This is a genomic window from Cobetia sp. 1AS1, assembly GCF_029846435.1.
Taxonomy (GTDB): Bacteria; Pseudomonadota; Gammaproteobacteria; order Pseudomonadales; family Halomonadaceae; genus Cobetia; species Cobetia amphilecti.
Genome location: NZ_JARWKU010000001.1, coordinates 737,514 through 761,540, shown reverse-complemented (window position 1 = coordinate 761,540; position 24,027 = coordinate 737,514). Strand labels below are relative to the sequence as shown.

The window sequence follows — 24,027 nt, the reverse complement described above, 5'->3', positions numbered from 1 at the left end:
TCAGTAGAAGGCGGTCATTTCATGCAGGGTGAATTCGCTGACCGCGCCTTCCGTCGCTGCCATGTACTCTTCCAGGTGCGGGGCCTGCATGTGCTGCTGCCAGAGCTCCCGCGAGGCCCAATTCTCATGAAAGGTGAAATGCGCCGGGTTATCGTTGTTCTGGTGCAGGGTGTAGCCAAGGCAGCCTTCCTCGGCACGGGTGATGGGCACCAGTGCCAGAAGCGCTGCCTTGACCTGCTCGATCTGGTCCGGCTTGGCATGGATATTGGCGATGATGGTCAGCTGGGTCATGAAAGGAACTCCGTGGCGTGATCGGGAAGCTTGAGTTGCGCAAGCGATATGGTCATCCTAGCCACAAGCCTCATCCGTATAAACATCCACCTTACGCAAAGATAATTCGGAAAAACCGTACAATGCTGCTGGATAATATCGCCCTGTTCCTGACCATCATCGAGAAAGGCAGCCTGACCGCCGCAGGACGCGAGACGGGGCTGTCGCCCACCACCGTGTCCGAGCGCCTCGCCGCGCTGGAAGCCCATTACGGGGTCGTGCTGCTCAATCGCACCACGCGCGCCATCAGCCTGACCGAAGAAGGCCGGACACTGATGGAGGAAGCCCGCGGCCTGCTCGACAGCGTCTCGGAACTGGAGACCCGCATCCGCCTGGGCGCCCAGACCCTCACCGGCCGCATTCGCGTCAGTGCGCCGAGCGACCTGGGCCGCAATGCCCTGTCACGCGCCATCACCGAATTCCAGCATCTGCACCCCACCATCGAGATAGAACTGCTGCTGTCGGACAGCTACGTGGATATCGTCGGCCAGGGAATCGATCTTGCCCTGCGCTTCGGCACCATCATGGACAGCACGCTGCGCGTGCGGCATCTGGGCCAGAAACGCCGCCTGATATGCGCCTCCCCCGCCTATCTGGCGCAGCATCCTGCGCCGCTGACGCCGGTAGACCTCAAGCACCACAACTGCCTGGTGATGCGCTTCGGCAAGAGCCTCGACAACGAGTGGCGCTTCGGCAGTCACAAGGTGCCGCAGATCGTCACCGTCAGTGGCAACCGGATCGCCAATGACGGCGAACTGGTGCGTCAGTGGTGCCTGGAAGGGTTGGGCATCGCCCTGAAATCGGAAGTCGACGTGAAGGAGGATCTGCGTGCGGGTCGCCTGATCGAGCTGCTGCCGGAACATGCCGCGCCGCCCTCGCCGCTGCAGCTGCTGTTTCCGCCGGCGCGCGCCCAGCCGCGTCGCGTGCAGGCGTTTGCCCAGCACCTGGTCGATACCTTCAGCGAACCGGCCTGATCGGGACCCAGGCGCACAGCCGCCTCGTCATTTGCCGGCCCGTCGTCTGTCGATCTGGCGAGACGTTTGCCGCAACCAGAACGCCAACACCTCTGTGCGCATTGCGCGCGACAGAGGTGTTGGCGTCTTGCTTTGCGCGTGTTGCGGACATGCCTCAGGGTCTGGATCTGGGGGATGAGGATGGGCCAGGTTACAACACGGCCTGGCGCACCCTGGCCGAGACCCACTCGGAGGCGATCACGGTGAACAGGATCACCACGAAGATCATGCTGACCTGGTTCCACGCCAGCACATTGAGCGAGGACTGCAGATTGAGCCCCAGCCCACCGGCCCCGACCAGCCCCAGAATCGTCGACTCGCGGATATTGATGTCCCAGCGGAACACGCTGATACCCCAGAAGGCCGGCAGAATCTGCGGCACCACGGCGTAGTTCATCACCTGCAGCCCCGAGGCACCGGTGGCACGCACGGCATCGACCTGACGCTCATCGATCTCCTCGATGGCTTCGTAGAGCAGCTTGGCGACGAAGCCGATGGAGCGCAGCCCGATGGCGATCACCCCCGCCAGCAGCCCCGGGCCGATGATGGCGACCAGCAGCAGCGCCCAGATCAGCGAGTTGATCGAACGCGAGGCCACGATGATCAAAAGCGCCAGCGGACGGATGAAGCTCACGCTCGGCGTGGTGTTGCTGGCGGCGAGGAAGGCGACCGGCACGGCCATGATCACGCCGAGCACGGTACCCAGCGTCGCCATGTTGAGGGTGTCCCACAGCGGCTGCCACAGGCGCCCCAGGTAGCTCCACTCAGGCGGGAACATGCGTCCACCGATATCGGCCGCCTGGGCGGGCGCATCCTCCACGAAGGCCCAGATGGTGTCTTCATTCATCACCTGCCAGCAGTAGACGCTGAACGCCACCAGCCAGAACAGGCCAACCCACTTCACCAGGCGCTGACGCGACGAAGAACGCTGCCAGACAGGGGCGTGAGACGAGGAACTGTCTGTCATGACTGTCATTGCACCCACCGACGGATATAGGAAGAGGAATATTCCACCACCAGCACGATGGCGATGATCATGATCAGGATGGCGCCGGCGGAATCGTATTCGTAGCGATCGATCGCCGTATTGAGTGTCGCGCCGATCCCGCCCGCGCCGACGATGCCGATCACCGAGGACTCACGGAAATTGATGTCGAGGCGGTAGAGCGACAAGCCGATCAGGCGCGGCATGACCTGAGGCTGCACGGCATAGTTGACCACCTGCCACCATCCGGCGCCGGTGGCACGAATCGCCTCGATCTGGACGGCCTCACAGGCTTCGATCTCCTCGGCCAGCAGCTTGGCGACGAAGCCGATGCTGGCGAACGTCAGCGTCAGAAAGCCCGCGAAGGGTCCGAAGCCGAACATGGCCACCAGCAGGATGGCGATGATGATTTCCTGGAAGGAGCGCGACAGCGTTATGATGGAGCGGCACAGGAAATAGATCGGCGCCGGGGCCAGGTTGCGTGCTGCGCCGATCCCGATGGGGATCGAGATCAGAATGCCCGCCAGCGTCGAGGTCCAGGTCATGGTCAGGCTCTCGATCAGCCCTTGCTGGATATCACGCCAGCGCGACGTGAAATCCGGGACCAGGAAGCCCTGCAGGAAGCGCCAGCCGCGGATCATGCCTTCCTGGACCCGTGCCCAGTCGACTTCGATGGTCGAGGTTGCCACCACCAGATAGGCGATGGCACACAGCATGAACAGCCAGGCATGCCAGCGACGCTTGAACATCACCGGCGGACGCTGCCAGCGGGTCGGCATGGTGGAGGAAGAGGGAGCTGGCGTTGTCATGTCGCCGCCACCATCTGCTCGCGCGGTGCCTGCGGGCGCACCGCCGGTTCATCTGCCGCCTCCTCGGCGCCCTCTTCCGGATTGAGCTGCGTCCAGTCCTCGGCACCATAGATGGTGGTCAGCACCTCGTCGGTCAGTGCGTCCGGCGGTCCATCGAAGACCACTTCCCCGGCACGCAGCCCGATCAGGCGGTCCGTGAAGTTGCGGGCCAGCATCACATCGTGGATGTTGATGATCGCCGGCAGGCCGCGCTCGCGGCACATGCCCTGGATCAGACGCATGATCTGGCGCGAGGTCTTGGGGTCCAGTGAGGCGGTCGGCTCATCGACCAGCAACAGCTCCGGATTCTGCTCCAGTGCCCGTGCGATGCCGACTCGCTGACGCTGCCCGCCCGACAGCTCATCGGCACGCTTGTCGTGACGCCCCGCAAGCCCCACCCGCTCCAGCAATGCAAACGCCTGCTGCACGTCTGCCGCCGGATAACGACGCAACAGCGAGCGCCAGTACGAGACATAGCCCAGTCGGCCTGATAGCACGTTTTCCATCACCGTCAGACGCTCGACCAGTGCATATTCCTGGAAGATCATCCCGATACGCCGACGGACGCGGCGCAGATCGCTCCCCTTGAGGCCCGTCAGGGACTCGCCGGCCAGACTTATCTCGCCGGAGGTCGGCTCGACCAGCCGGTTGATGCAGCGGATCAAGGTCGACTTGCCCGCCCCTGACGGGCCGATCAACCCGACCACCTGCCCTGCCGGTACCTCAAGACTGACGGCATTGAGTGCCAGGTCGCCTGTCTTGTAGGTCTTGGTGACTTTCTCTAGTTTCAGCACGTTTGACTCCCGACCCTGCCGATCAACGGCAGTGGTATTGAACGTTGTTCGCCGCGTCGATCTTGCGGATGACTTCCCACTCCTTCTTGAAGGAAATCGGGATGAACTGGGTTTCCCCCACCGGCGTGAATTCTTCTGCCAGTGACGAGCCTTCCCACGGGAAGGTCCTGAAGGCGTCCTTGATCTTCTCCTGCAGCTCCGGCGTCAGGTTGTGCGCCATGCCGTAGCTGGTGGTCGGGAAGGTCTGGGAGGTATACAGCGTCTTGAGCTGCTCGGGCTTGATCACACCGCGCTGCTCCATGCGACGGGCGACCTTGTTGGCGATCGCGGCGGCCGAGTAATCCTTGTTCGCGACACCGAGTACCGAGTTGTCATGCTTGCCGGAAAACACGGGGGTGAAGTCGGTACCGGCGACCATGCCGTAGTCGGACTTCAGAATCGCCGACGGTGCCTTGTAGCCGGAATTGGAGGTTTCGGAGGTGAAGGCCATCTCGCGACCCTTGATGTCCTCGACCTTGTCGATCCCGGAGCCCGGATAGGTGATGATTTCCATCTCGTAACCGAAGGAGCCATCGTCCGCGGCCATCATGGTGAAGGGACGGAAACCGGCACAGGCCACCGCCAGCGGGGTGGAACCGGTATTGAAGCCGGCGATCTGCAGACGGCCGGCACGCATGGCCTCGATCTGGGCGGCGTTGGACTGCACCGGGAAGAATTGCACCTTCTTGCCGGTCTTCTCGGCCAGATACTCCAGAAAATCAGACCAGGCATCGGCGTAGACTGCCGGGTCTTCCACCGGGGTATAGGCAAATACCAGGGTGGCGGGGTCCTTCAGTTCGGCGGGGTCCGTCGGAATATCCGCCACCATGTCGCCATCGGCATCGCTGTAGCGTTCGCCCAGACTGAACTGCGCTTGCGCCAGCGTCGGCACCAACAGCAATGACCCCAACCACCATCCAAGACGCTTCATTCCCTTCTCCCGTGTGTTCTTTGATCTGCCCCCCCGCCTCGCGCGAGGGACAGATATCATCAGCTGGCGACGCCACCCGACAATATTCACTGATCCATATAAGCCAATATTTTAGACTGGCGGCACTGGCGTTCAGGGTCCTGACCCTTTACGACCTCCCGGCCGGCCACACATGGCATCAATTCGGGAGGTCGCGTTACGCCCGTCATGTCACTGCCTGATCCCTCTTGCGGGGTTCAGCGGCAGTTGTATTGAACGTTGTTGGCGTCATCGATCTTGCGGATCACTTCCCACTCCTTCTGGAAGGAGATCGGTACGAATTGCGCTTCACCGGACTCGGAGAACTCCGCTGCCAGTGAGGAGCCTTCCCAGGGGAAGCTCATGAAGGCGTCCTTGATCCTGGCCTGCAGCTCCGGCGTCAGGTTGTAGGCGACGCCGTAGCTGGTGGTCGGGAAGGTCTGCGAGGTATAGAGCGTCTTGATCTGGTCCGCCTCGATCACGCCGCGATCTTCCATGCGCCCCATCACCGAATTGGCGACGGCAGCAGCGACGTAATCGTGATTGGCGACGCCGAGGATGGAATTGTCATGCTTGCCGGAGAACACCGGCGTGAAATCGGTGCCGGCGACCATGTCGTAATCGGCCTTGAGGATGGCAGACGGTGCCTTGAAGCCGGAGTTGGAGGTCTCGGAGGTGAAGGCCATTTCCTTGCCCTTGATGTCCTCGACCTTGTCGATGCCGGACCCCGGGTAGGTGATGATTTCCATCTCGTAGCCGTAGCTGCCATCCGCCGCCGCCATCATGGTGAACGGGCGATAGCCGGCACAGGCCACGGCCAGCGGGTTGGAACCGGTATTGAAGCCGGCAATATGCAGACGACCCGCACGCATGGCTTCGATCTGGGCGGCGTTGGACTGCACCGGGAAGAACTGCACCTTCTTGCCAGTCTTCTCGGCCAGGTAATCCAGGAAGTCAGACCAGGCATCGGCATAGACCGCCGGGTCTTCCACCGGGGTATAGGCAAATACCAGCGTGCTCGGGTCCTTGAGCTGTGAGGCATCCGTCGGAATATCCGCCACCAGATCCCCATCGGCGTCGTTGTAACGGCTATCCAGACTGAACGCCGCCTGTGCCATCGAAGGAACCAGCATCATCGCGCCTACCACCAAGCCAAGCGTCTTCATATTCCCTGCCCCTTGAGTTTTTTCGTTCGAACCGAGATCCAGCTGCGGATGTAAAGTAGGCGCTTCGTATGAAGATTGGATGACGCTTGGATTGCGAACGTGATGCGCTCGCATGACAGTCCAAAGACAGCGCCCTGGAGCGAGCGTGAAGAGGCGACTTTCATGGTTATCTGAAAATATGAATCTCCATATGTATTTTCCGATAACGGTCCGCGCCGAGGCCGCCAGGCCCCATGATGCCCCGCTATCGTGGCCTGCTCCCCCGCTGATTGACGTTCATTTGAAGATGGCGAGCTGAGCACTTCGCCACGCGATGAAGCTGTCTTGCCTGACAGACCCCCAGCACGGCGTGAAGGTCGCGCTTTCGAGAACGCGGAGATCCACTCGCTCTTTACGCCCTGTCGTCGTGAGCAAGTAGCCAAGGCGCTGGCCCCGAGAGCTTGGACCCGAGGGCTTTACGCAAAGGGCTTGGCCACAGCGGCTGGAGACAGAATCTGACCAAAAGAGGCCGAAACGCAAAAGCCCCCGGCAACCAAAGGCTGCGGGGGCTTTCATCATTCGGGGCACTCAGCTGCCATCAGGCAGCGATGTCATGCCTCAGTGGCGCTCGTTCTTGAGCACGTCGGCGTAGTTCTTCTTCTGGTAACGAGACTGGGTATCGCTCGCCTTGTTGCTGGCACTGGACTTGGCTGACTTGGCCGCCTGGCTGGCGTGTGATGTCTTGGCCGATGCCTTGCTGCTTGCCGTGGCCTTGTGGGACTGGGCGGCAGACTTGGCAGATGACTTGGCGCTGTTCTTGGACTGAGTGTACTGGGACTTGGCGCTGTCCTTGTGAGCCTCAAGCGTCGGATTGCCGGCCAGTGCCACGGAGGAACCGGCCATGCTGGCCACCATCAGTGCTGCGATCGTCAACTTGCGCATCGTGTCTACCTCGTCATCTTGCATGAATACCGAGTCCTGGAGGGTGTCCCTCGAGGTTTGTCATGAGCAGACACTAACGTGTTGATATTCAAGCTCGCAATTGTCGATCCCTGACATGACGATTTCTTTCACCTTATCCGAAAGTTGTAGCCATCCCGAGACGAGCGTGTCTCATCTGGCACCTGTCCCACCCTCGCCCGCCGCATGGCTTTGCCCTGCGCCGCACTCCCCCAAAGCAGAAGAAAATTCATCAATGAATGATTGTCTTCATTTCATGGGCACTAACGCCGGCTGGCGCGTCGATCAGGCTTGACCCAGCGCCAGAAAAACATTGTTATTTACTTGAGAAGAAAATTAAGTCACTGACAGGAAATAACCGAGCCACAGCCACGTCAGTGAATGACATTCTTCACATCACAACAACAATGCCTCTCTGCCGACATCGGAGCCCAGAATGCCTCACGCGACCTGCACCTCAGACGATAACTTCATTCTCACCATCAGCTGCCCGGCGACGTCCGGCATCGTGGCGGCCATCACCACCTTCCTGACCACCCATGAGTGCTACATCAGTGAGCTGGCGCAATACGATGATGAGGACAAGGGGCAGTTCTTCTTCCGCGCCCGCTTCCGCTTCAATGAAGGCGTCGAAGGCGATATCGCCCAGATGCGTCAGGCCTTCGAGGACGTGGCGGCACCCTTCGGGATGCAATGGCAGATCCACGGTGGCCAGGACAAGATGCCGGTGCTGATCATGGTCTCCAAGTTCGACCACTGCCTTGACGACCTGCTCTATCACTACCGCAAGGGTGAGCTGGACATGCGGATCACCGCGGTGGTCTCCAATCACCTCGACCTACGCCCGATGGTCGAGCGCGAAGGCATCCGCTTCGTCTACCTGCCGATCACCAAGGACACCAAGGCGCGCCAGGAAGCGGCCCTGATGGACATCGTCGACGAGACCGGCACTCAGCTGGTGGTGCTGGCGCGCTACATGCAGATTCTCTCCGATGAGCTGTGCCAGAAGCTGGCCGGGCGCGCCATCAACATCCACCACTCCTTCCTGCCGGGCTTCAAGGGCGCCAAGCCCTATCACCAGGCCCATGCCCGCGGGGTCAAGCTGATCGGGGCCACCGCTCACTATGTCACCGCGGATCTCGACGAAGGGCCGATCATCGATCAGGCCGTACAGCGGGTCGAACACAACTTCGCCCCGGAAGATCTGGTCGCAGCGGGCCGCAATACCGAGACTCAGGCACTGACCAATGCCGTGCGCTATCACATCGAACACCGCGTCTTCCTCGCCAATGATCGCACCGTGATCTTCAAGTAAGTCTTCAAGCAAGGCGTCAAATAAGTCTTCAAGCAAGGCGTCACACAAGCCTTCAAGACAGACCACGTGTGAATCATCGGCCGTCACCCAAGGGAGGAAGCGCAGTCATGAATACCCAAGCGACACCCACCGCGAGCGCGGACGAGACACTCGCACAGCCCACCGCCGCCGTGATCGATGGCAAGGCCGCCTCGGCGCGACTGCTCAAGGAAGTCACGGCAGAGGTCGCAAGCCTCGCGCAACAGGGCGTGATACCGGGGCTTGCCGTCGTGCTGGTCGGCAAAGACCCGGCAAGCCAGGTGTATGTGCGCAACAAGCTCAAGCGCACTGTCGAGTGTGGCATGCAGTCCTTCGAGCACGTGCTGCCAAGCGAGACCCGCGAGGCCGAGTTGCTGGCGCTGGTCGCCAGACTCAATGCAGACCCCGAGGTGCATGGCATCCTCGTCCAGCTGCCGCTGCCGGCGCATATCCAGGAAGACGCGGTGCTGGAGGCCATCGATCCCGCCAAGGACGTCGACGGCTTCCATCGCATGAACGTCGGGGCGCTGGTGCAGGGCGCCGATGCCCTGGCGCCATGCACGCCCACCGGCTGCATGCGCCTGTTGCGTGACACCTTTACCGAGCGCGCCGGTGACCTTTCCGGGCTACATGCGGTGATCATCGGCCGCTCCAACATCGTCGGCAAGCCGATGGCCAGTCTGCTATTGGCCGCCAACTGCAGCGTCACCCAGCTGCACTCGCGCAGCCAGAATCCCGCCGAACTCTGTCGCCAGGCCGATATCGTGGTCGCCGCGGTCGGGCGCCCGAACATGATCAGCGCCGACTGGATCAAGCCCGGCGCCGTGGTCATCGATGTGGGCATCAATCGCATCGCGCAATCCGCCGAGCAAAGCCCCACCGGCAAGGCACGCACCCGCCTGGTCGGGGACGTGGACTTCGCTGCGGTCAGCAAGATCGCCGGCGCCATCACGCCTGTCCCGGGGGGCGTCGGCCCGATGACCATCGCCTGCCTGCTCGCCAACACCCTGACTGCCGCGCGTCGCCAGTCGGCCTGAACCACTAGAGGTACGTTTGCGCGTACCGGGAGTCACCGATGCCCTTTTCCCTGCTCAAGTACGGCCTGTCCTCCGAGTATCCGGCCGAAGTCGACCTCCCCCCGCCCACGGAGCTGAAGTCCCGCTACGACGTGGTCATCATCGGCGGCGGCGGGCACGGCCTGGCCACCGCCTACTATCTGGCCAAGTATCACGGCATCACCAATATCGCCGTGCTGGAAAAGGCCTACCTGGGCAGTGGCAACACCGCGCGCAACACCGCGGTGATTCGCTCCAACTATCTGACGCCGGAAGGCGTGCGCTTCTACAGCGAATCGGTGCGCATGTTCCAGGGACTGTCCAACGAGTTCGACTACAACATCATGTACTCGGAACGCGGCCAGCTGACCCTCGCGCACACCGATTCCACCGTGCGCGCCTTCCGCCAGCGCGCCGAGGTCAACACCCACTTCGGCGGGCGCACCGAGATGCTGGATCGCCAGCAGATCCGCGAGCTGGTACCGACCCTGAATCTGGACCCCGGCCACCTGCCGGTCATGGCGGGCCTGTGGCATATCGATGGCGCCACCGCGCGGCATGATGCGGTCGCCTGGGGTTACGCCAAGGAGGCCGCCAAGCGCGGCGTCGAGATCCACCAGCTCACCGAAGTGCAGGACCTGGTGGTCGAAGGCGGCAAGATCCGCGCCGTGAAGACCAATCGCGGCACCGTGCAGTGCGGCTGCGTGGTGCAGGCGGTGGCCGGGCATAGCTCGGTGCTCGCCAGCAAGGCCGGCTTCACCATGCCCATCATCAGCTACCCGCTGCAGGCGATGGTCACCCAGCCGTTCAAGCCGTTCCTCGACCCGCTCGTCAGCTCCTCGGCCCTGCACTGCTACGTGCAGCAGACCAGCCGTGGCGAGGTGGTGTTCGGCGGTGGCTCCGACCCCTATCCGCTCTACAACACCCGCTCGACGCTGGACCTCAAGGAAAGCCTGATCGCCGCGGCGCTGGAGATGTTCCCCTTCCTGTCCCAGGCCCGCCTGATGCGCCAATGGGCGGGCACGACCGACATGACGCCAGACTACAGCCCGATCATGGGCGAGAGCCCCGTCGAGAATTACTACCTGGATGCCGGCTGGGGCACCTGGGGCTTCAAGGCGACGCCGATCTGCGGCAAGACCATGGCCGAGCTGGTCGCCTCCGGCGGCAAGACTCCGGACCTGATTGCCCCCTTCGCACTGGAACGCTTCGCGCGCTTCCGTCAGGTCAACGAGATGGGCGCGACTGCCGCCAGCCACTGATGGCTCGCGATGGATCGCAACGGCTCGCGACGGCTCGACCTACAAGGCTCGATGACTGCCCGGGAATACGCACCCCACGCTGGATGTACAAGAACAACGGTCAAGGATTTCCGCGATGAAGATCATGCCCTGCCCACTCAATGGGCCCCGAAATATCAGCGAATTCGTGTATGGCGGCGAGCTTGCCGACATGCCAGACCCCGATACCTGCAGTGATCGCGAGTGGGCCGACTACGTCTTCTTCAGCGACAACACCGCCGGTGTCGTTACCGAATGGTGGATGCACGCGGCCTCCAGCTACTGGTTCCTCGCCGAGCGTCACACCGTGACCGACGAGATCCTGCGCACCTTCGACCCCTCCGAGCGCTTCACCCAGCGCGTGGAGTTCCCACTGCACACCACGGATAGCTCGGGAGAACGCGCATGAACGCCAGAGTCCCCATGACCCGAGGCGCACGTCTGCCGGCCCCGATGGGTCGACTGATCGACCGTGATACGCCCGTGACCTTCAGCTTCGACGGCAAGAGTTATCAGGGCGTTGCCGGCGACACCATCGCCAGTGCCCTGGCCGCCAATGGCCGCTGGCTGCTGTCGCGCTCCTTCAAGTATCACCGCCCGCGTGGCGCCCTGACCTTCGCCGGCCAGGATGCCAACACCCTGGTGCAGTTGCCGGATGAGCCCAACGTGCTGGGCGATGAGCGCCAGATCAGCCCGGGGCTTGAAGTCACCGCCCAGAACGTCTCTGGCAGCCTGGACAACGACCGCGACATGCGGCTGGGCAAGTTCTCGAAATTCATGCCGGTGGGCTTCTATTACCGTGCCTTCTACAAGCCCAAGGGTGTCTGGAAGTACTGGGAGCCGCTGATTCGCCGCAAGGCCGGGCTCGGCACGCTGAATCTGGACGTGCGCGGCGACTATCACGACAAGGCCTATCTGTTCCACGACGTGGTGGTGGTAGGCGCCGGTCCGGCCGGCATGACGGCCGCGCTTGAGGCTGCCGAGGGCGGCGCGAGCGTGCTGCTGGTCGAACAGGGCCGTCTGCTCGGCGGTGCCTTGACCTACGCACGCTTCGATGCCGAAGGACATGAGGCCAGCCAGACGCTTGAGCGTCTCGCCGCGGCCGTCACGGCGCATCCGCGCATCGACGTGATGACCGAGGCGACCTGCAATGCCTGGTTCACCGACAACTACCTGCCGGTGATCCGCGGCAAGCGCCTCTACAAGGTGCGGGCCAAGGAGTGCATTCTCGCCAGCGGCGCCTTCGACCAGCCGGTGGTATTTCGCAACAACGACCTGCCGGGCATCATGCTCGCCAGTGCCGCCCAGCGCCTGATGCAGCACTATGGCGTGTTGCCGGGCAAGCAAGGGGTGGTGATCACCGGCAGCGATGATGGCTATCTGGCGGCGCTGGACCTGATGGAGCACGGCGTCAACATCGTCGCCCTGCTCGACATGCGCGCCCAGCCGGATGATGAAAGTCTGGCCGATGCCGTCCGTCACTGTGGCATCGCCTTGAAGCTCGAGCACGCCATCTTTGAAGCGCAGGCGGATAAGTCGCTGCATCACGTCACGGGCGTCGAGGTACGCAGGATCGTCGCGCGCGGCGAACTGGCTGACGAAGGGGATGTGATTCCCTGTGATCTGGTCTGCATGACGGCGGGCTACATGCCGGTCTATCAGCTGGCCTGCCAGGCGGGCGCCAAGCTCTCCTATCTGGATGACGATGCACGCTTCAGCCTCAGCGGCCTGCCGGCACACCTGCACATGGCGGGCTCCGCCAATGGCCTCTATCACCTCAAGGACGTGATGGCCGATGGCCAGCGTGCCGCCAGGTCTGCACTGGCCGGGCTGGCCGCCGCAGGCAAGATCGTGGATGTCACGCCTGAGGCGAGTGAGCCGGCGGCCATCACGCCGTCACGCCCCTTCCGTCAGCATGGCTGGCCGCTGTTCGCGCACCCCAAGGGCAAGGAATTCGTCGATCTGGATGAAGACCTGCAGATTCGCGACATCCTCAATGCCACCCGCCACGGCTATCGCGACATCCAGCTGGTCAAGCGCTTCTCGACGCTGGGCATGGGCCCGTCCCAGGGCCGTCATTCGGCACTGCCGGCCGCGCGTCTGGTCGCCGAAGCCACCCAGCGCACCGTCAGCGAGACCGGCGTGACCACCGCGCGCCCGCCCTTCGTGGCCGAACCGCTGCCGTTGCTGGCCGGTCGCAGCTTCGACCCCTACCGCCAGACACCGATGCATCAGCGCCATCTGGATCTGGGCGCCACCATGATGCCGGCCGGCCACTGGGCGCGCCCGGCCTTCTATGGCCGCCCGGAGGAGCGCAATGACGCCATGCAGAACGAGGCACTAGCCGTGCGCAATGGCGTGGGCCTGATCGATGTCTCGACCCTGGGGGGCATCGAGTTGCGCGGGCCGGACGCCGCCGAACTGCTCAACCGCGTCTATACCTTCGCCTTCCTCAAGCAGCCGGTGGGGCGCACGCGTTACGCCACCATGGCCAACGAGCAAGGCGTCATCATCGACGACGGCGTCTCGTGCCGCCTCGGTGAGGAGCACTTCTATGTCACCGCCACCACCAGCGGCGTGGACCGGGTCTACCAGCAGATGCTGAAGTGGAATGCCCAGTGGCGGCTGGATGTCGATATCACCAACGTCACCACGGCCTGGTGCGCCGTCAATCTGGCCGGCCCCCGAGCCCGCGAGGTGCTGAGCAAGGTGTGCCGCGATATCGACCTGAGCCCCCAGGCCTTCCCCTATCTTGAGCTGCGCACCGGCCACATCGAGACCGGGCTGCTGGGCACCACCGGCAGCATACCGGCACGCCTGCTGCGGGTCGGCTTCGTCGGTGAGCTGGGCTACGAGATCCATGTGCCGAGCCGTTTCGGCGAAGCACTGTGGGACCTGCTGATGCTGGCAGGCGAGCAGGCCGATATCCGCCCCTTCGGTGTCGAGGCCCAGCGTCTGCTGCGTCTGGAGAAAGGCCATATCATCATCGGTCAGGACACCGATGGCATGAGCCATCCCGGTGAGATTGGCCTTGAGTGGGCGGTCAGCCACAAGAAGCCCTTCTGTGTCGGACGGCGGGCGATCGAGATCCTTGCCGCCCAGCCCCAGACCCGCAAGCTGGTCGGCTTCATGCTGCCCAAGGACAGCCCGCAACCGCTGGAAGGTCAGCTGGTGCTAAGCGGAGGTGAGCAGAGCGCAGACGCCGCCAAGCCCGGCGGCGACATCACCGGCAACGTGACCTCGTGCGAGTACAGCGCGACGCTGGGTGCCATCATCGGCCTGGCCTACGCCGGAATCGACAGCAGTACACCCGGCAGCAAGATCACCATCCGCACGCAGGGCGACGTACTGGTCCAGGCCGACGTCGTCGCATTGCCATTCTTCGATCCCGAGTCTGCCCGCCAGGAGCTGTGAGATGACGACAACCATGACGAACACGCTGGGCGGCGCCACGGCGTTGGCACGCTGTCCACTGCCCGAGAGCCTGGTCAGCCCGATGACGACCGCGACGACAGATGTCTCGACGGCGGCCCTCAGCCACTGTGCGCTCGCCGACATGAGCGCCCTGGGACGCGCAGGCGTGCGCGGCCGCGACGCCGCCGATTGGCTGGTCGCGCTGGGCTTCACGGTGCCGGGCACGCCCAATGCGGCAACGCTTCAGTCAGATGGCAGCTGGCTGGTCAGGCTGTCAGTGGGTGAGTTTCTGCACCTGACGCCGGCCATCCCCCCACAGGCGGGCGTGGCCGAGCTGCCGCTCATCGCACAGGCGGATGACGCACTGGCCCAGGGCATGCGCGTGCATTCCCTGCCACGGCGTGATTCCCACGCCTGGTTCAGCCTGAGCGGCAGCACCCTGCCCGCCCTGATGGCCAAGCTGTGCGGGGTGGATCTGCGCGGCGAAGCCTTCCCGCCGGGAAGCGTCGCCCAGACCTCGGTGGCACGCACCAATGCCATCATCGTCAATGCGGGGAGCCTTGCGTGTCCCTGCTTCCACCTGCTGTTCGACATCGCCTCCAGCCACTATCTATGGGGCGTCATGCTCGATGCCATGCGCGAATACTCCGGCGAGAAAGTGACAGCCGCTGCCCTGCTGGCCCATCATCACGGCTAGCGATTGCGGCGCGACATCGGTATCCGCCCGCGGATGCCTCTCGCTTTATCACCCGCTCCCCGTCGCTGCCTGACCCACAGGCCGCGACGGGGACGCTGCGTTTCGCCAACCGCCTGTCGTACGTTGCCAAAGGAACCAGGTATGTCCGATTCCCAAGTGTCGCTTTCCAGCGGGCAAGATGTCGCGAGCGCCCCGACAGCACTTCCCTCGCTCGCGGCATCGCGCGAGAACGATTACACCGTGCCGGCGCTGTTTCGCGGGCTGAGAATCCTCGAGATGTTCAGCAGCAGTCGCAAGGTGCTGACCACCAACGACTTCGCCGAGGAGCTGGGCACCAGCAACTCGGCCATCTACCGCATCGTCATCACTCTCACCGACATGGGCTATCTCAAGAAGATCGCCCGCAATACCTATGAACTGGGGCCACAGGTCATCTCGCTGGGCTTCAGCTATCTGGCCAGTCGTGACCTGGTCGAGGTGGTGGCACCCCACCTGGACACCCTGCGCGACCAGACCACCATGTCGTGCCACTTGAGCGTTCGCGAGGGCACGGATGCCATCTATCTCTACCGCGCCTTCGCCGCACAGCGCATGTCGGTCAACATCCCCATCGGTTCCCGCCTGCCGTGCCATGTCAGCGCCATGGGGCGCATTCTGCTCACGGTGCTTGGCGAGGATGAACTGCAGCAGCTCTACCGCCAGATTCGCCTGGATGACTACCCACCGCCGGCGCCTCAGAATCTGCCTGCCCTGAAGGATGCCATCGAGGAGGCCCGCCGCCAGGGATGGGTGGAGAGTCGCTCCGACTACGCCACCGCCATCGCCACGGGACTGTATGACCACACCGGTCATCTGGTCGGCGCCATCAATATCTCGGGCCCTGATGCGATGATGGCCGATGAGCGCCGCCGCCTGCTGTTGCGCGGTGCGCTGATGGACTGCGCCCGCCATATCAATCATGAGCTGGGTGGCCTGCACCGCCGCTGACGCCGTGTCCGTCTGATCGCGGCCTGTTCATCCAGGGGCCTTCATCATCTCTCTTGTTTCCGCCTGCTTTTCCTATCCTTTCCCCACCTTTCCCCCGCCATTCACCCTCCGTTCGCCCTCCGTTCGCCCTCCGTTCGCTCTCCGTTCGCCCTGGAACACGAGAAGGCCCGCCAATTGGCGGGCCTTCTCGTATCACATGCTGGCGGGGCGCATCACGCTCTGAGTCATCAAATTCTGCGCCTCTGAATCATCAGACTCTGAGACTCCAGCACTCGGGGTGCGGGCTCAACGCGTTGCCCCCTTGAGTACCGCAGCCGAGGCCGCTGCGCTCGCCTTGCCGACGTGCCCGGACACATTGCCTTCCCCCTGTGACGGCGAGGACATGTTGACGAATTCCGGGTAGGCGCCCATGCCGCATTCGTGCATGTCCATGCCTTCCAGTTCTTCTTCCTCGCTGACACGCAGGCCACCACAGACCTTCTTGATCACCAGCAGCGCCACGAAGCTTGCGCCGAACATCCAGGCGAAGATGATCAGCGTGCCCAGGATCTGGGTGCCGAAATCCGCCTCCGGATTGGAGAACAGCACCGCCATGATGCCCCACAGGCCTGCGGAACCATGCACGGAAATCGCACCGACCGGGTCATCGATCTTGAGGCGATCAAGCCCCACCACCGACAGCACCACGATGATGCCGCCCACCGCGCCGACCAGTACCGCAAGGCCGGCAGACGGCAGCAGCGGTTCCGCGGTGATCGAGACCAAACCGGCCAGGGCACCGTTCATCACCATGGTCATGTCGGTCTTGCCGAACATGGCGCGTGACAGCAGCGCTGCGGCCACCATGCCCGCAGAGGCCGCCGCATTGGTGTTGACGAAGATACGCGCCACGCTGTTGGCATCATCGAGACTGGCGATCTTGAGCATCGAACCGCCATTGAAGCCGAACCAGCCCATCCACAGGATGAACATGCCGAGCATGGCGATCGGCAGGTTGGCACCCGGGATGGCACGCACCTTGCCGTCCGCGCCATAGCGACCCTTGCGCGGACCGACCAGCAATACCGCCGCCAATGCCGCCGCCGCGCCCGCCATGTGCACGACCACCGAGCCTGCGAAGTCCTGATAGCCCATCGCATCCAGGAAACCGCCGCCCCACTTCCAGTAACCTTCCACCGGATAGATGACCGCGACCATCACCACCGCGAAGATCAGGAACGGCCACAGGCGCATGCGTTCCGCCACGGCCCCCGAGACGATGGACATGGTCGCGGCGGCAAACACCGCCTGGAAGATGAAGTCCGCCATGCTGGAATAATAGGCGGCGCCTTCGCCGGCACTGATGTCGCTGAGGCTATTGTCAGCGCCGAGCATGAACGACAGCCCCGGAATCACGCTGCTGATGGCGTTGTCACCGGGATACATCACGTTGTAGCCCACCACCAGGAACACCAGACAGGCGATGCCGTAGAGCAGCGCATTCTTGGTCAGGATCTCGACGGTATTCTTGGAGCGCACCAGCCCGGATTCCAGCATCGCGAAGCCGCAGGCCATGAACATGACCAATGCGGTACACATCAGGAAGTAGAACGTATCCAGCGCGTAGCTGAGTTGCAGCACATCGATATTCACCAGCGTTTCCCCTTTGTTGTTATCCGCAAGCGCTTTGGTCAGTGGCTTGCGATCCATTCCCTGTCACGCCCTCGGCGCCGAGAGTTGTTTGCCGAGAGCTCTTTATCAGGAGCTATTTGCCAGAAGCTATTTGCCAGAAGCAGCTTGCCGAGCGCGTGGCCTAGACCGCTGCCTGCGCCGTCGCCTCGGCGTTGGCCGCGACACTTGCCTCGCGGGCTTCCAGCCACTCGAGCACGCTGGGCAGATAGCGCGTCAGTCCCTTGTAGTCGATCAGCTCCGCCGGCAGGGTCTTCAGCACCTTCAACAGCCGCGTCTGCCAGACCGGGTTGGTACACAGGTCTTCCAGGCTGATCAGATAGGTGCGGATACCGAAGAACAGCGCATGACTGCGCGGCATGCGCACCAGCGTCTGCAGCTCGACCCGCAGATGCACATCACGGCCGGCGTTTTCCGGCGTGATGGTGGTGCGATCACTGCCCCACTCGGCGTAGGTCTCCGGGGAGCTGTCCATGCGCGGATGGATGGTCATGGTCCAGTTCAGGCGCCGCACCGGCCCGCCGACCTGGATGGCACACAGGTATTTGAGTGCGCGATCGAACACGCCCATCTCATGCGCCAGCGGCACCGGGCCATGCCACTGCTTGAAGCTCATGCCGGCATCGAAGGCCAGTGACCAGTCCGCCGGACAGGTGATCATGCCGGCATCCATGAACAGGTCACCGTCGCGCTGGTCGAGCAGCGCGATATCGCCCTGCATCTGACGGCCGATATAGTCCAGCGGTGGCAATGGCAGGCTGGCGTCATCACCCATGCAAAAGGCCTGCTCCAGCCCCAGCAGATGGTTGCGCCAAACGCAGTCATCGCCGTCGCGCTCGAAACTGAAGGCCTCGGGATAGTCCCTGGCGTAATGCGTCATCACGAATTCCAGGAAGTCCCAGGCGGCCGGCTGCATGTGCGGCATCACCAGGCAGCGCCTGGGGTCCTTGGCCAGCACCCGCTCACGCTCGGCGATCTCGCTCAGATAGTGCTCATCGATATCCAGCATGTGCTCGGTGATGGAACCCGGCTTGCCGGGCAAGGTATGCGGCTCGATATTGACCGAGTAACGGTACTCATCTTCCGGGAACGGGAAGGGAAAACGCTGGATGGCGTGATCGGAATTCTTGAAGGTGAACAGACCATGGAACGCCTGGTCATCTCGCGGGGAAAATTGCATGTTCCTGCTCCTTGGGGGTCCATCTCGCGAAAGACGTATTCAGAGATCCAGCACCAGCCGCTGGCTGCGTGCCCGGGAAACGCAGGGCATCACGCAGCGCTGACTGGCCCGCTCCTGTTCATCGAGGAAGGCATCACGGTGCTCCGCCTCCCCCTCCAGCATCTCAACCCGACACTGCCCGCAGACGCCGCCACGACACAGGCTCGTCACCTCGACACCGCTGCGCTCCAGCGCTTCCAGCATCGACTCCTGGGCGCCGACCGCCACTTCCACACCGCTGGCGCGCGCCACGGCCGTGAAGGGAGTCCCCGGTTCCGGGGCGGCAAAGACCTCGTGGTGGATGCGCGCGAGACTCCAGTGCAGCTCGCGCGCCGCTTCCTTCACGGCATCGATCATGGCCTGCGGGCCGCAGAGATAGACGTGCGTACCGGCGGGCTGACGCGCCAGCAAGGCCTTCAGATTCGGGCGTTCGAGGCGATGCTGGGTGATGTTGCCACTCGCCAGATAGGGCGCGGCCTCCGGGAAGCGGGCGACGTCGAGGTCCTGGCTGCGCAGGTGCAGCTCCCAGCTGGCGCCACGCCGCTCAAGCTCCGGCAGGTAGGAGAGAAACGGCGTGATGCCGATACCGCCTGCCAGCATCAGGTGATGGCGCGCCTGCCAGTGCGGCAGAAACAGGTTGGCCGGCGGGCTGAGTTCCAGCTCGTCGCCGACCTGCACGCGGGAATGGATGGCTTCGGAGCCACCACGCGAGACCGGCTGACGACGCACCGCGATGCAGTAATGCGAGGGATCATCCGGCGGGCTGATCAATGAGTAGGCGTTGCGACACACCCGCCCCTCTCCCGGAATGCCCAGCACCACATGACTGCCCGGCGAGAACGGCGTGAAGGGGGAAGCCTCATCGGCAGGCACCAGAGTGAGACGGCGCACGCTGCTGCTGAGCTGATCGACCGCGGTGACCCGCGCCTTCATGAAGCGAGACATGGTGCCACCTCCTCCTGTGGGGGAATCTCTCCCGGGGCTTCCGCATCGATTCGCACGCCCAGGTAGGCGCCGAGACGCTTGGAAAAATGATCACGCACTTCCAGCATCAAACCGCAGCCATCACAGGCTGCCGGCGAGTGGATGACATGCTCACTGACCTGCTGACAGTGCACGCAGAACACATGCCGCCCCAGGGCAGCGACCGGCAACATCACCATGTCGTCCAGCAGCAGCCCCTGCTGCTGAGCCAGATTGGCGACCTGCCACACGAAATGCTCACTGCCGATGATGACCAGACACCCCGCGACACCGATCTCGCTGATGGCGCCGACCAGTGCGTCGCAGGCCTTCGGGCGGTCATCGACGTCATACCAGCGATGCAGGCGGGCGTTGTCGGCGGGCCCCGTGGGCAACGCCTCTGTTGCCGGGGCGGATTGCACGGCGCCTCCCACCTCGTGGCTGCCGAGCTGATCGAGCAGCGTACTGATCAGCTGACAATGCATCTGCAGCTGCTGACGGGCGTTGCCCGCCGCCTCACCAGTGCCTGGCAGGCTCTCGGGAGACTGGCACGCCACCAGATAGCGTTGGGCATCGGGCAGCGCCTCGATGCGTGGATAGTGTTGCCGACTTCGAATCCCGGCAGTGACAGAGGATGATTGCGGGCTTTTCATGACACGACCCTACTCTGAGAAATTGTCCTTGTTGTAATGCCGCCGTCTTGACGATGACGTGCATCCGACTACCACTCCATTTCTTGAGCATATTTCGTGCCATTGACGGCGAAATCATTGCCCAACATACCCGGAAAAATCGCCTGAAAACCCCGCTTCATATATGAACAATCAATCGAGACATTCGCGCACCAAAACAGAACATTCAGTTCATGAAAAACGGTTTGCATTCACCATTATTGCCCTGATTCAATCTCACCCCACAAGCCAATCTCTACGTCTGGCATCTTTCTCATGAAATAACCACAAGATCCTGAAATAATGGAAAAACTCTGCCTTGAGAAAATCACGACCCCTCCATCGACACGACACCATTTGCTTCTCCATCATCAGCATTCTGACGCGCTTTCGCTTGCATGATATTGGCCGGATTACTTGACTGGACTCAGCACAAAAGAAAGCGCCTCACCGAAGGGTGAGGCGCTTTAGTGACTCGATGGCGTCAGGTCATATTTTTCCACATCAACCGGAGCGTAGTTCTTGTCACTGCGACAGCTTGCCTAGACAACATTGCGGCGAACTTGCTGAAAAAAGGCTTCGCAGCTTTGCCATGACAATCATGCGCAATGCCAGCCATGCACAATCGCGCTCATGCGCAACGGAACACTCACAACAAAGATCGTACCATCAGTAACCGCCCTGTCCCGGCACCCAGTTGGTGCCCGCCAGCGGCACCCGGGCCATGGCCGCGGCTTCCACGTTCAGGGCGACCAGATCTTCCGGTTCCAGGTGGTGCAGGTGCGACTTGCCACAGGCACGTGCCAAGGTCTGGGCTTCCAGTGTCAGCACGCGCAGGTAGTTGGCCAGACGCTTGCCGGCTGCGACCGGGTCCAGTCGCTGGCTCAGCTCCGGGTCCTGGGTGGAGATACCGGCCGGACACTTGCCATCCTGGAAGTCGTCATAGAAACCGGCGGCGGACCCCAGCTTCTGATACTCATCGGCATAGCGCGGATGGTTGTCGCCCAGCGCGATCAAGGCGGCGGTACCAATGGCCACGGCGTCGGCACCCAGCGCGATCGCCTTGGCCACATCGGCGCCGTTGCGAATCCCGCCGGAGACGATCAGCTGCACCTCACGGTGCAGGCCCATCTCCTGCAGTGCCTGAGTGGCCTGGGGGATGGCGGCCATGGTCGGGATGCCGACGTGTTCAATGAAGACATCCTGGGTGGCGGCGGTGCCGCCCTGCATGCCATCCAGCACGATGACATCCGCACCCGCCTTCACCGCCAGCTTGACGTCGTAGTAGGTGCGGGTCGCGCCGATCTTGACGTAGATCGGCACCTGCCAGTCGGTGATCTCGCGCAGTTCGGCAATCTTGATCGCCAGGTCATCCGGGCCGGTCCAGTCCGGGTGGCGACAGGCGCTGCGCTGGTCGATGCCCTGCGGCAGCGTGCGCATGCCCGCGACCCGCTCGGAAATCTTCTGGCCCAGCAGCATGCCGCCACCGCCGGGCTTGGCGCCCTGGCCGAGCACGACTTCAATGGCGTCGGCCTTGCGCAGGTCGTCCGGGTTCATGCCATAACGTGACGGCAGATACTGATAGACGAGGCGCGAGGACTGACCGCGCTCTTCCGGGGTCATGCCGCCATCGCCGGTGGTGGTGGAGGTGCCGATTTCCGAGGCACCCCGCCCCAGCGCTTCCTTGGCCTGGGCGGACAGGGCACCGAAGCTCATGCCGGCGATGGTCACCGGCGTGCTGATCACGACCGGCTTCCTGGCATGGCGCGTGCCGAGCACGACTTCGGTCTCGCACTTCTCGCGATAGCCTTCCAGCGGATAGCGCGACATGCTGGCGCCGAGGAACAGCAGGTCATCGAAATGCGGCACCTTGCGCTTGGCGCCCCAGCCACGGATATCGTAGATTCCCGTCTCCGCCGCCCGTTGGATCTCATGGATGACATCGCGGCCGAAGGTCGCAGATTCCCGCAGTGCCGGGTTGTAGGGCTGTGTTTGAGTCTCGTCGGTCATGTTGAGCATCCTGATCAGTAGGCTGAGGCGTTGTCGACCTTGAAGTGATAGAGCTGACGCGCAGATCCATAACGCGTGAAGCTGGCCGGGTCTTCATCGATTCCGGCACTCGCCAGCAACTCCGCCAGTTCTTCCAGGTGCTCGGCACGCATGTCCTTGGCGATGCAGTCCGCGCCCAGCGATGCGACCGTGCCCTTCACGTAGATTCGCGCTTCATAGAGCGAATCGCCGAGACCTTCACCGGCGTCGCCGCAGACCACCATGCGGCCCGCCTGGCCCATGAAGGCACTCATGGCCCCGATGTTGCCCTTGACGACGATATCCACGCCCTTCATCGAGATGCCGCAGCGCGCCGAGGCGTTGCCTTCGATGATCAGCAGGCCGCCGTGGGCGGTCGCGCCCGCGGACTGGGAGGCATCACCCTTGACCCGCACGCAGCCGGACATCATGTTTTCCGCCACCCCGACCCCGGTGTTGCCGTGGATGGTGACGTTGGCCTTCTGGTTCATGCCCGCGCAGTAATAGCCCGCATGGCCATCGATATCGACACTGATGTCGTCATTGATGCCGCAGGCGATGTTGTGGGCGCCTTCGGAATTGACCACTCGCCACTCACGCGCGTCCTTCAGGGTGTCGGCATCGTGCAGGGCCTGGTTCAATTCGCGCAGCCCTTCAACGGCCAGATCGTGTGTCTTCATCATTACGCGGCCTCCGAACGGGCGGTGTCTTTTTCCCACAGATACAGGCGGCCGGGTTCCGGCTCCCACACGCGGGCATCCTTGATGCCCGGCAGACTGGCCAGGGCACGGTATTCCGAGGCCATGGCCACGTAGTCATCGGTCTCGGCGATCACGGCTGGCTTGCAGGCGATCGGGTCACGTACCACGGCGAAGCCATCACGCGTGCCGATGGTGAAGGTGAAGAAGCCATCAAGGTCCTTCAGGGCGCCGGTGATCGCGGCTTCCAGGCTGTCGCCCTGCTCCAGACGCCAGGTCAGGTAGCCGGCGGCGACTTCGGAATCGTTGTCGGTCTCGAAGCTGATGCCCTCACGCTTGAGCTTGGTGCGCAGCCAGTTGTGGTTGGACAGCGAGCCGTTGTGCACCAGGCACAGGTCACGCCCGGTGGAGAACGGGTGGCTGCCCTGCAGGGTCACGGCGCTTTCGGTCGCCATGCGGGTATGGCCGATGATGTGGCTGCCCTGCATGCCCTTGAGTCCATAGAGGCTGGCGATATGGGCCGGCAGGCCCACCGCCTTGAGGATCTCGATGCTCTGCCCCACGCTCAGCACGCGAATCTGCGGGGCGCTGTCGGCAAGCCAGCTGCGCACGGCGCTCTCTTCCCCGGCGATCTTGAATACCGCGACACTGGCATTGCTGAACCAGTCCGCCACCGTGCCGACCTGCTCGCCCAGGCCCTTGGCGATCGCCTCCCAATCCTCATCGGCACCATCGCTTTGCAGCGTCAGCTTGATGCCAGCGTCAAATTCGTCGCCATAGATGGCGAAGCCGGCGCTGTCCGGGCCGCGATCGGTCATCGCGATCAACATCGGCTCGAACAGTTCCCCCAGGCGCGATTCCAGCGCCGGGTTCTTGAGATAAAGCCCTACGATTCCACACATGGTGATGTCCTCTCACGGGCAGGAGGCGTCTCCTGCCTGGTGTCTTGAG

Annotated in this window: 22 protein-coding genes; 8 read left to right on the top strand and 14 right to left on the bottom strand. The window is 63.0% G+C overall.

Annotation, left to right across the window (positions count from 1 at the left end):
• The gene (locus QD280_RS03235; RefSeq protein WP_279830606.1) at window positions 1-291 is read right to left on the bottom strand and encodes a putative quinol monooxygenase; all 291 of its coding nucleotides are present in this window, start codon (window positions 289-291) and stop codon (window positions 1-3) included.
• Between the two features lie 122 nt (window positions 292-413).
• On the opposite strand from QD280_RS03235, the gene QD280_RS03230 reads away from it, so the two are divergent.
• Entirely contained in the window at window positions 414-1,304 is an 891-nt protein-coding gene (locus tag QD280_RS03230; RefSeq protein ID WP_279838303.1) for a LysR family transcriptional regulator, read from the top strand.
• A gap of 190 nt (window positions 1,305-1,494) precedes the next feature.
• On the opposite strand, the gene phnE (QD280_RS03225) is transcribed toward QD280_RS03230, so the two are convergent.
• The 6 genes from phnE (QD280_RS03225) to QD280_RS03200 all read right to left on the bottom strand — a co-directional run bounded on the left by phnE (QD280_RS03225) (window position 1,495) and on the right by QD280_RS03200 (window position 7,045).
• Window positions 1,495-2,310: a phosphonate ABC transporter, permease protein PhnE gene (gene phnE / locus QD280_RS03225; RefSeq protein ID WP_279838302.1), complete on the bottom strand. Its 816-nt coding sequence runs from the start codon at window positions 2,308-2,310 to the stop codon at window positions 1,495-1,497.
• 5 nt (window positions 2,311-2,315) lie between these two features.
• A complete protein-coding gene (phnE, locus tag QD280_RS03220) occupies window positions 2,316-3,077 on the bottom strand; it encodes a phosphonate ABC transporter, permease protein PhnE (RefSeq protein WP_225996452.1) in 762 nt (253 codons plus the stop codon).
• A gap of 56 nt (window positions 3,078-3,133) precedes the next feature.
• Window positions 3,134-3,970, bottom strand: coding sequence for a phosphonate ABC transporter ATP-binding protein (gene phnC, locus QD280_RS03215; RefSeq protein ID WP_153635600.1), 837 nt, complete (start codon window positions 3,968-3,970; stop codon window positions 3,134-3,136).
• A 22-nt stretch (window positions 3,971-3,992) separates the two neighbouring features.
• The gene (gene phnD, locus QD280_RS03210) at window positions 3,993-4,940 is read right to left on the bottom strand and encodes a phosphate/phosphite/phosphonate ABC transporter substrate-binding protein (RefSeq protein WP_279838301.1); all 948 of its coding nucleotides are present in this window, start codon (window positions 4,938-4,940) and stop codon (window positions 3,993-3,995) included.
• Window positions 4,941-5,176: 236 nt separating this feature from the next.
• Entirely contained in the window at window positions 5,177-6,124 is a 948-nt protein-coding gene (gene phnD, locus QD280_RS03205) for a phosphate/phosphite/phosphonate ABC transporter substrate-binding protein (RefSeq protein ID WP_192838126.1), read from the bottom strand.
• 597 nt (window positions 6,125-6,721) lie between these two features.
• On the bottom strand, window positions 6,722-7,045 hold the full coding sequence (locus QD280_RS03200) for a hypothetical protein (RefSeq protein WP_279838300.1): 324 nt from the start codon (window positions 7,043-7,045) through the stop codon (window positions 6,722-6,724).
• 454 nt (window positions 7,046-7,499) lie between these two features.
• On the opposite strand from QD280_RS03200, the gene purU reads away from it, so the two are divergent.
• From purU to QD280_RS03165, 7 genes are all read left to right on the top strand, one after another.
• On the top strand, window positions 7,500-8,378 hold the full coding sequence (gene purU / locus QD280_RS03195) for a formyltetrahydrofolate deformylase (protein WP_279838299.1): 879 nt from the start codon (window positions 7,500-7,502) through the stop codon (window positions 8,376-8,378).
• 107 nt (window positions 8,379-8,485) lie between these two features.
• On the top strand, window positions 8,486-9,433 hold the full coding sequence (gene folD, locus QD280_RS03190) for a bifunctional methylenetetrahydrofolate dehydrogenase/methenyltetrahydrofolate cyclohydrolase FolD (protein ID WP_279838298.1): 948 nt from the start codon (window positions 8,486-8,488) through the stop codon (window positions 9,431-9,433).
• Between the two features lie 38 nt (window positions 9,434-9,471).
• Complete coding sequence (locus tag QD280_RS03185) at window positions 9,472-10,713, top strand: FAD-dependent oxidoreductase (RefSeq protein ID WP_191236889.1); 1,242 nt, start codon at window positions 9,472-9,474, stop codon at window positions 10,711-10,713.
• A gap of 115 nt (window positions 10,714-10,828) precedes the next feature.
• A complete protein-coding gene (locus tag QD280_RS03180) occupies window positions 10,829-11,140 on the top strand; it encodes a sarcosine oxidase subunit delta (RefSeq protein WP_054555966.1) in 312 nt (103 codons plus the stop codon).
• Window positions 11,137-14,145 carry a 2Fe-2S iron-sulfur cluster-binding protein gene (locus tag QD280_RS03175; protein WP_279838297.1) on the top strand — a complete coding sequence of 1,003 codons (3,009 nt, stop codon included), beginning with the start codon at window positions 11,137-11,139 and terminating at the stop codon, window positions 14,143-14,145. Before QD280_RS03180 ends, QD280_RS03175 begins: the two co-directional genes overlap by 4 nt.
• 1 nt (window position 14,146) lies before the next feature.
• Window positions 14,147-14,842 (top strand): hypothetical protein, encoded by a 696-nt coding sequence (locus tag QD280_RS03170; protein ID WP_279838296.1) that lies wholly within the window; start codon window positions 14,147-14,149, stop codon window positions 14,840-14,842.
• 141 nt (window positions 14,843-14,983) lie between these two features.
• Window positions 14,984-15,829: an IclR family transcriptional regulator gene (locus tag QD280_RS03165; RefSeq protein WP_279838295.1), complete on the top strand. Its 846-nt coding sequence runs from the start codon at window positions 14,984-14,986 to the stop codon at window positions 15,827-15,829.
• A 285-nt stretch (window positions 15,830-16,114) separates the two neighbouring features.
• Here the strand turns inward: QD280_RS03165 and QD280_RS03160 are convergent, their stop codons facing one another.
• The 7 genes from QD280_RS03160 to QD280_RS03130 all read right to left on the bottom strand — a co-directional run bounded on the left by QD280_RS03160 (window position 16,115) and on the right by QD280_RS03130 (window position 23,978).
• Complete coding sequence (locus QD280_RS03160; RefSeq protein ID WP_279838391.1) at window positions 16,115-17,461, bottom strand: ammonium transporter; 1,347 nt, start codon at window positions 17,459-17,461, stop codon at window positions 16,115-16,117.
• Between the two features lie 160 nt (window positions 17,462-17,621).
• Entirely contained in the window at window positions 17,622-18,677 is a 1,056-nt protein-coding gene (locus QD280_RS03155) for a DUF3445 domain-containing protein (protein WP_153635593.1), read from the bottom strand.
• Between the two features lie 39 nt (window positions 18,678-18,716).
• Window positions 18,717-19,661: a PDR/VanB family oxidoreductase gene (locus tag QD280_RS03150; protein ID WP_279830634.1), complete on the bottom strand. Its 945-nt coding sequence runs from the start codon at window positions 19,659-19,661 to the stop codon at window positions 18,717-18,719.
• Entirely contained in the window at window positions 19,646-20,332 is a 687-nt protein-coding gene (locus tag QD280_RS03145) for a dimethylamine monooxygenase subunit DmmA family protein (protein WP_279838294.1), read from the bottom strand. The genes QD280_RS03150 and QD280_RS03145 overlap by 16 nt, the downstream gene beginning before the upstream one ends.
• Before the next feature lie 687 nt (window positions 20,333-21,019).
• Window positions 21,020-22,360 (bottom strand): FMN-binding glutamate synthase family protein, encoded by a 1,341-nt coding sequence (locus tag QD280_RS03140; protein WP_213114087.1) that lies wholly within the window; start codon window positions 22,358-22,360, stop codon window positions 21,020-21,022.
• Window positions 22,361-22,374: 14 nt separating this feature from the next.
• The gene (locus tag QD280_RS03135) at window positions 22,375-23,061 is read right to left on the bottom strand and encodes a protein glxC (RefSeq protein WP_279838293.1); all 687 of its coding nucleotides are present in this window, start codon (window positions 23,059-23,061) and stop codon (window positions 22,375-22,377) included.
• Window positions 23,061-23,978, bottom strand: coding sequence for a glutamine amidotransferase family protein (locus QD280_RS03130; RefSeq protein ID WP_054555958.1), 918 nt, complete (start codon window positions 23,976-23,978; stop codon window positions 23,061-23,063). The genes QD280_RS03135 and QD280_RS03130 overlap by 1 nt, the downstream gene beginning before the upstream one ends.
• Window positions 23,979-24,027 lie beyond the last annotated feature (49 nt).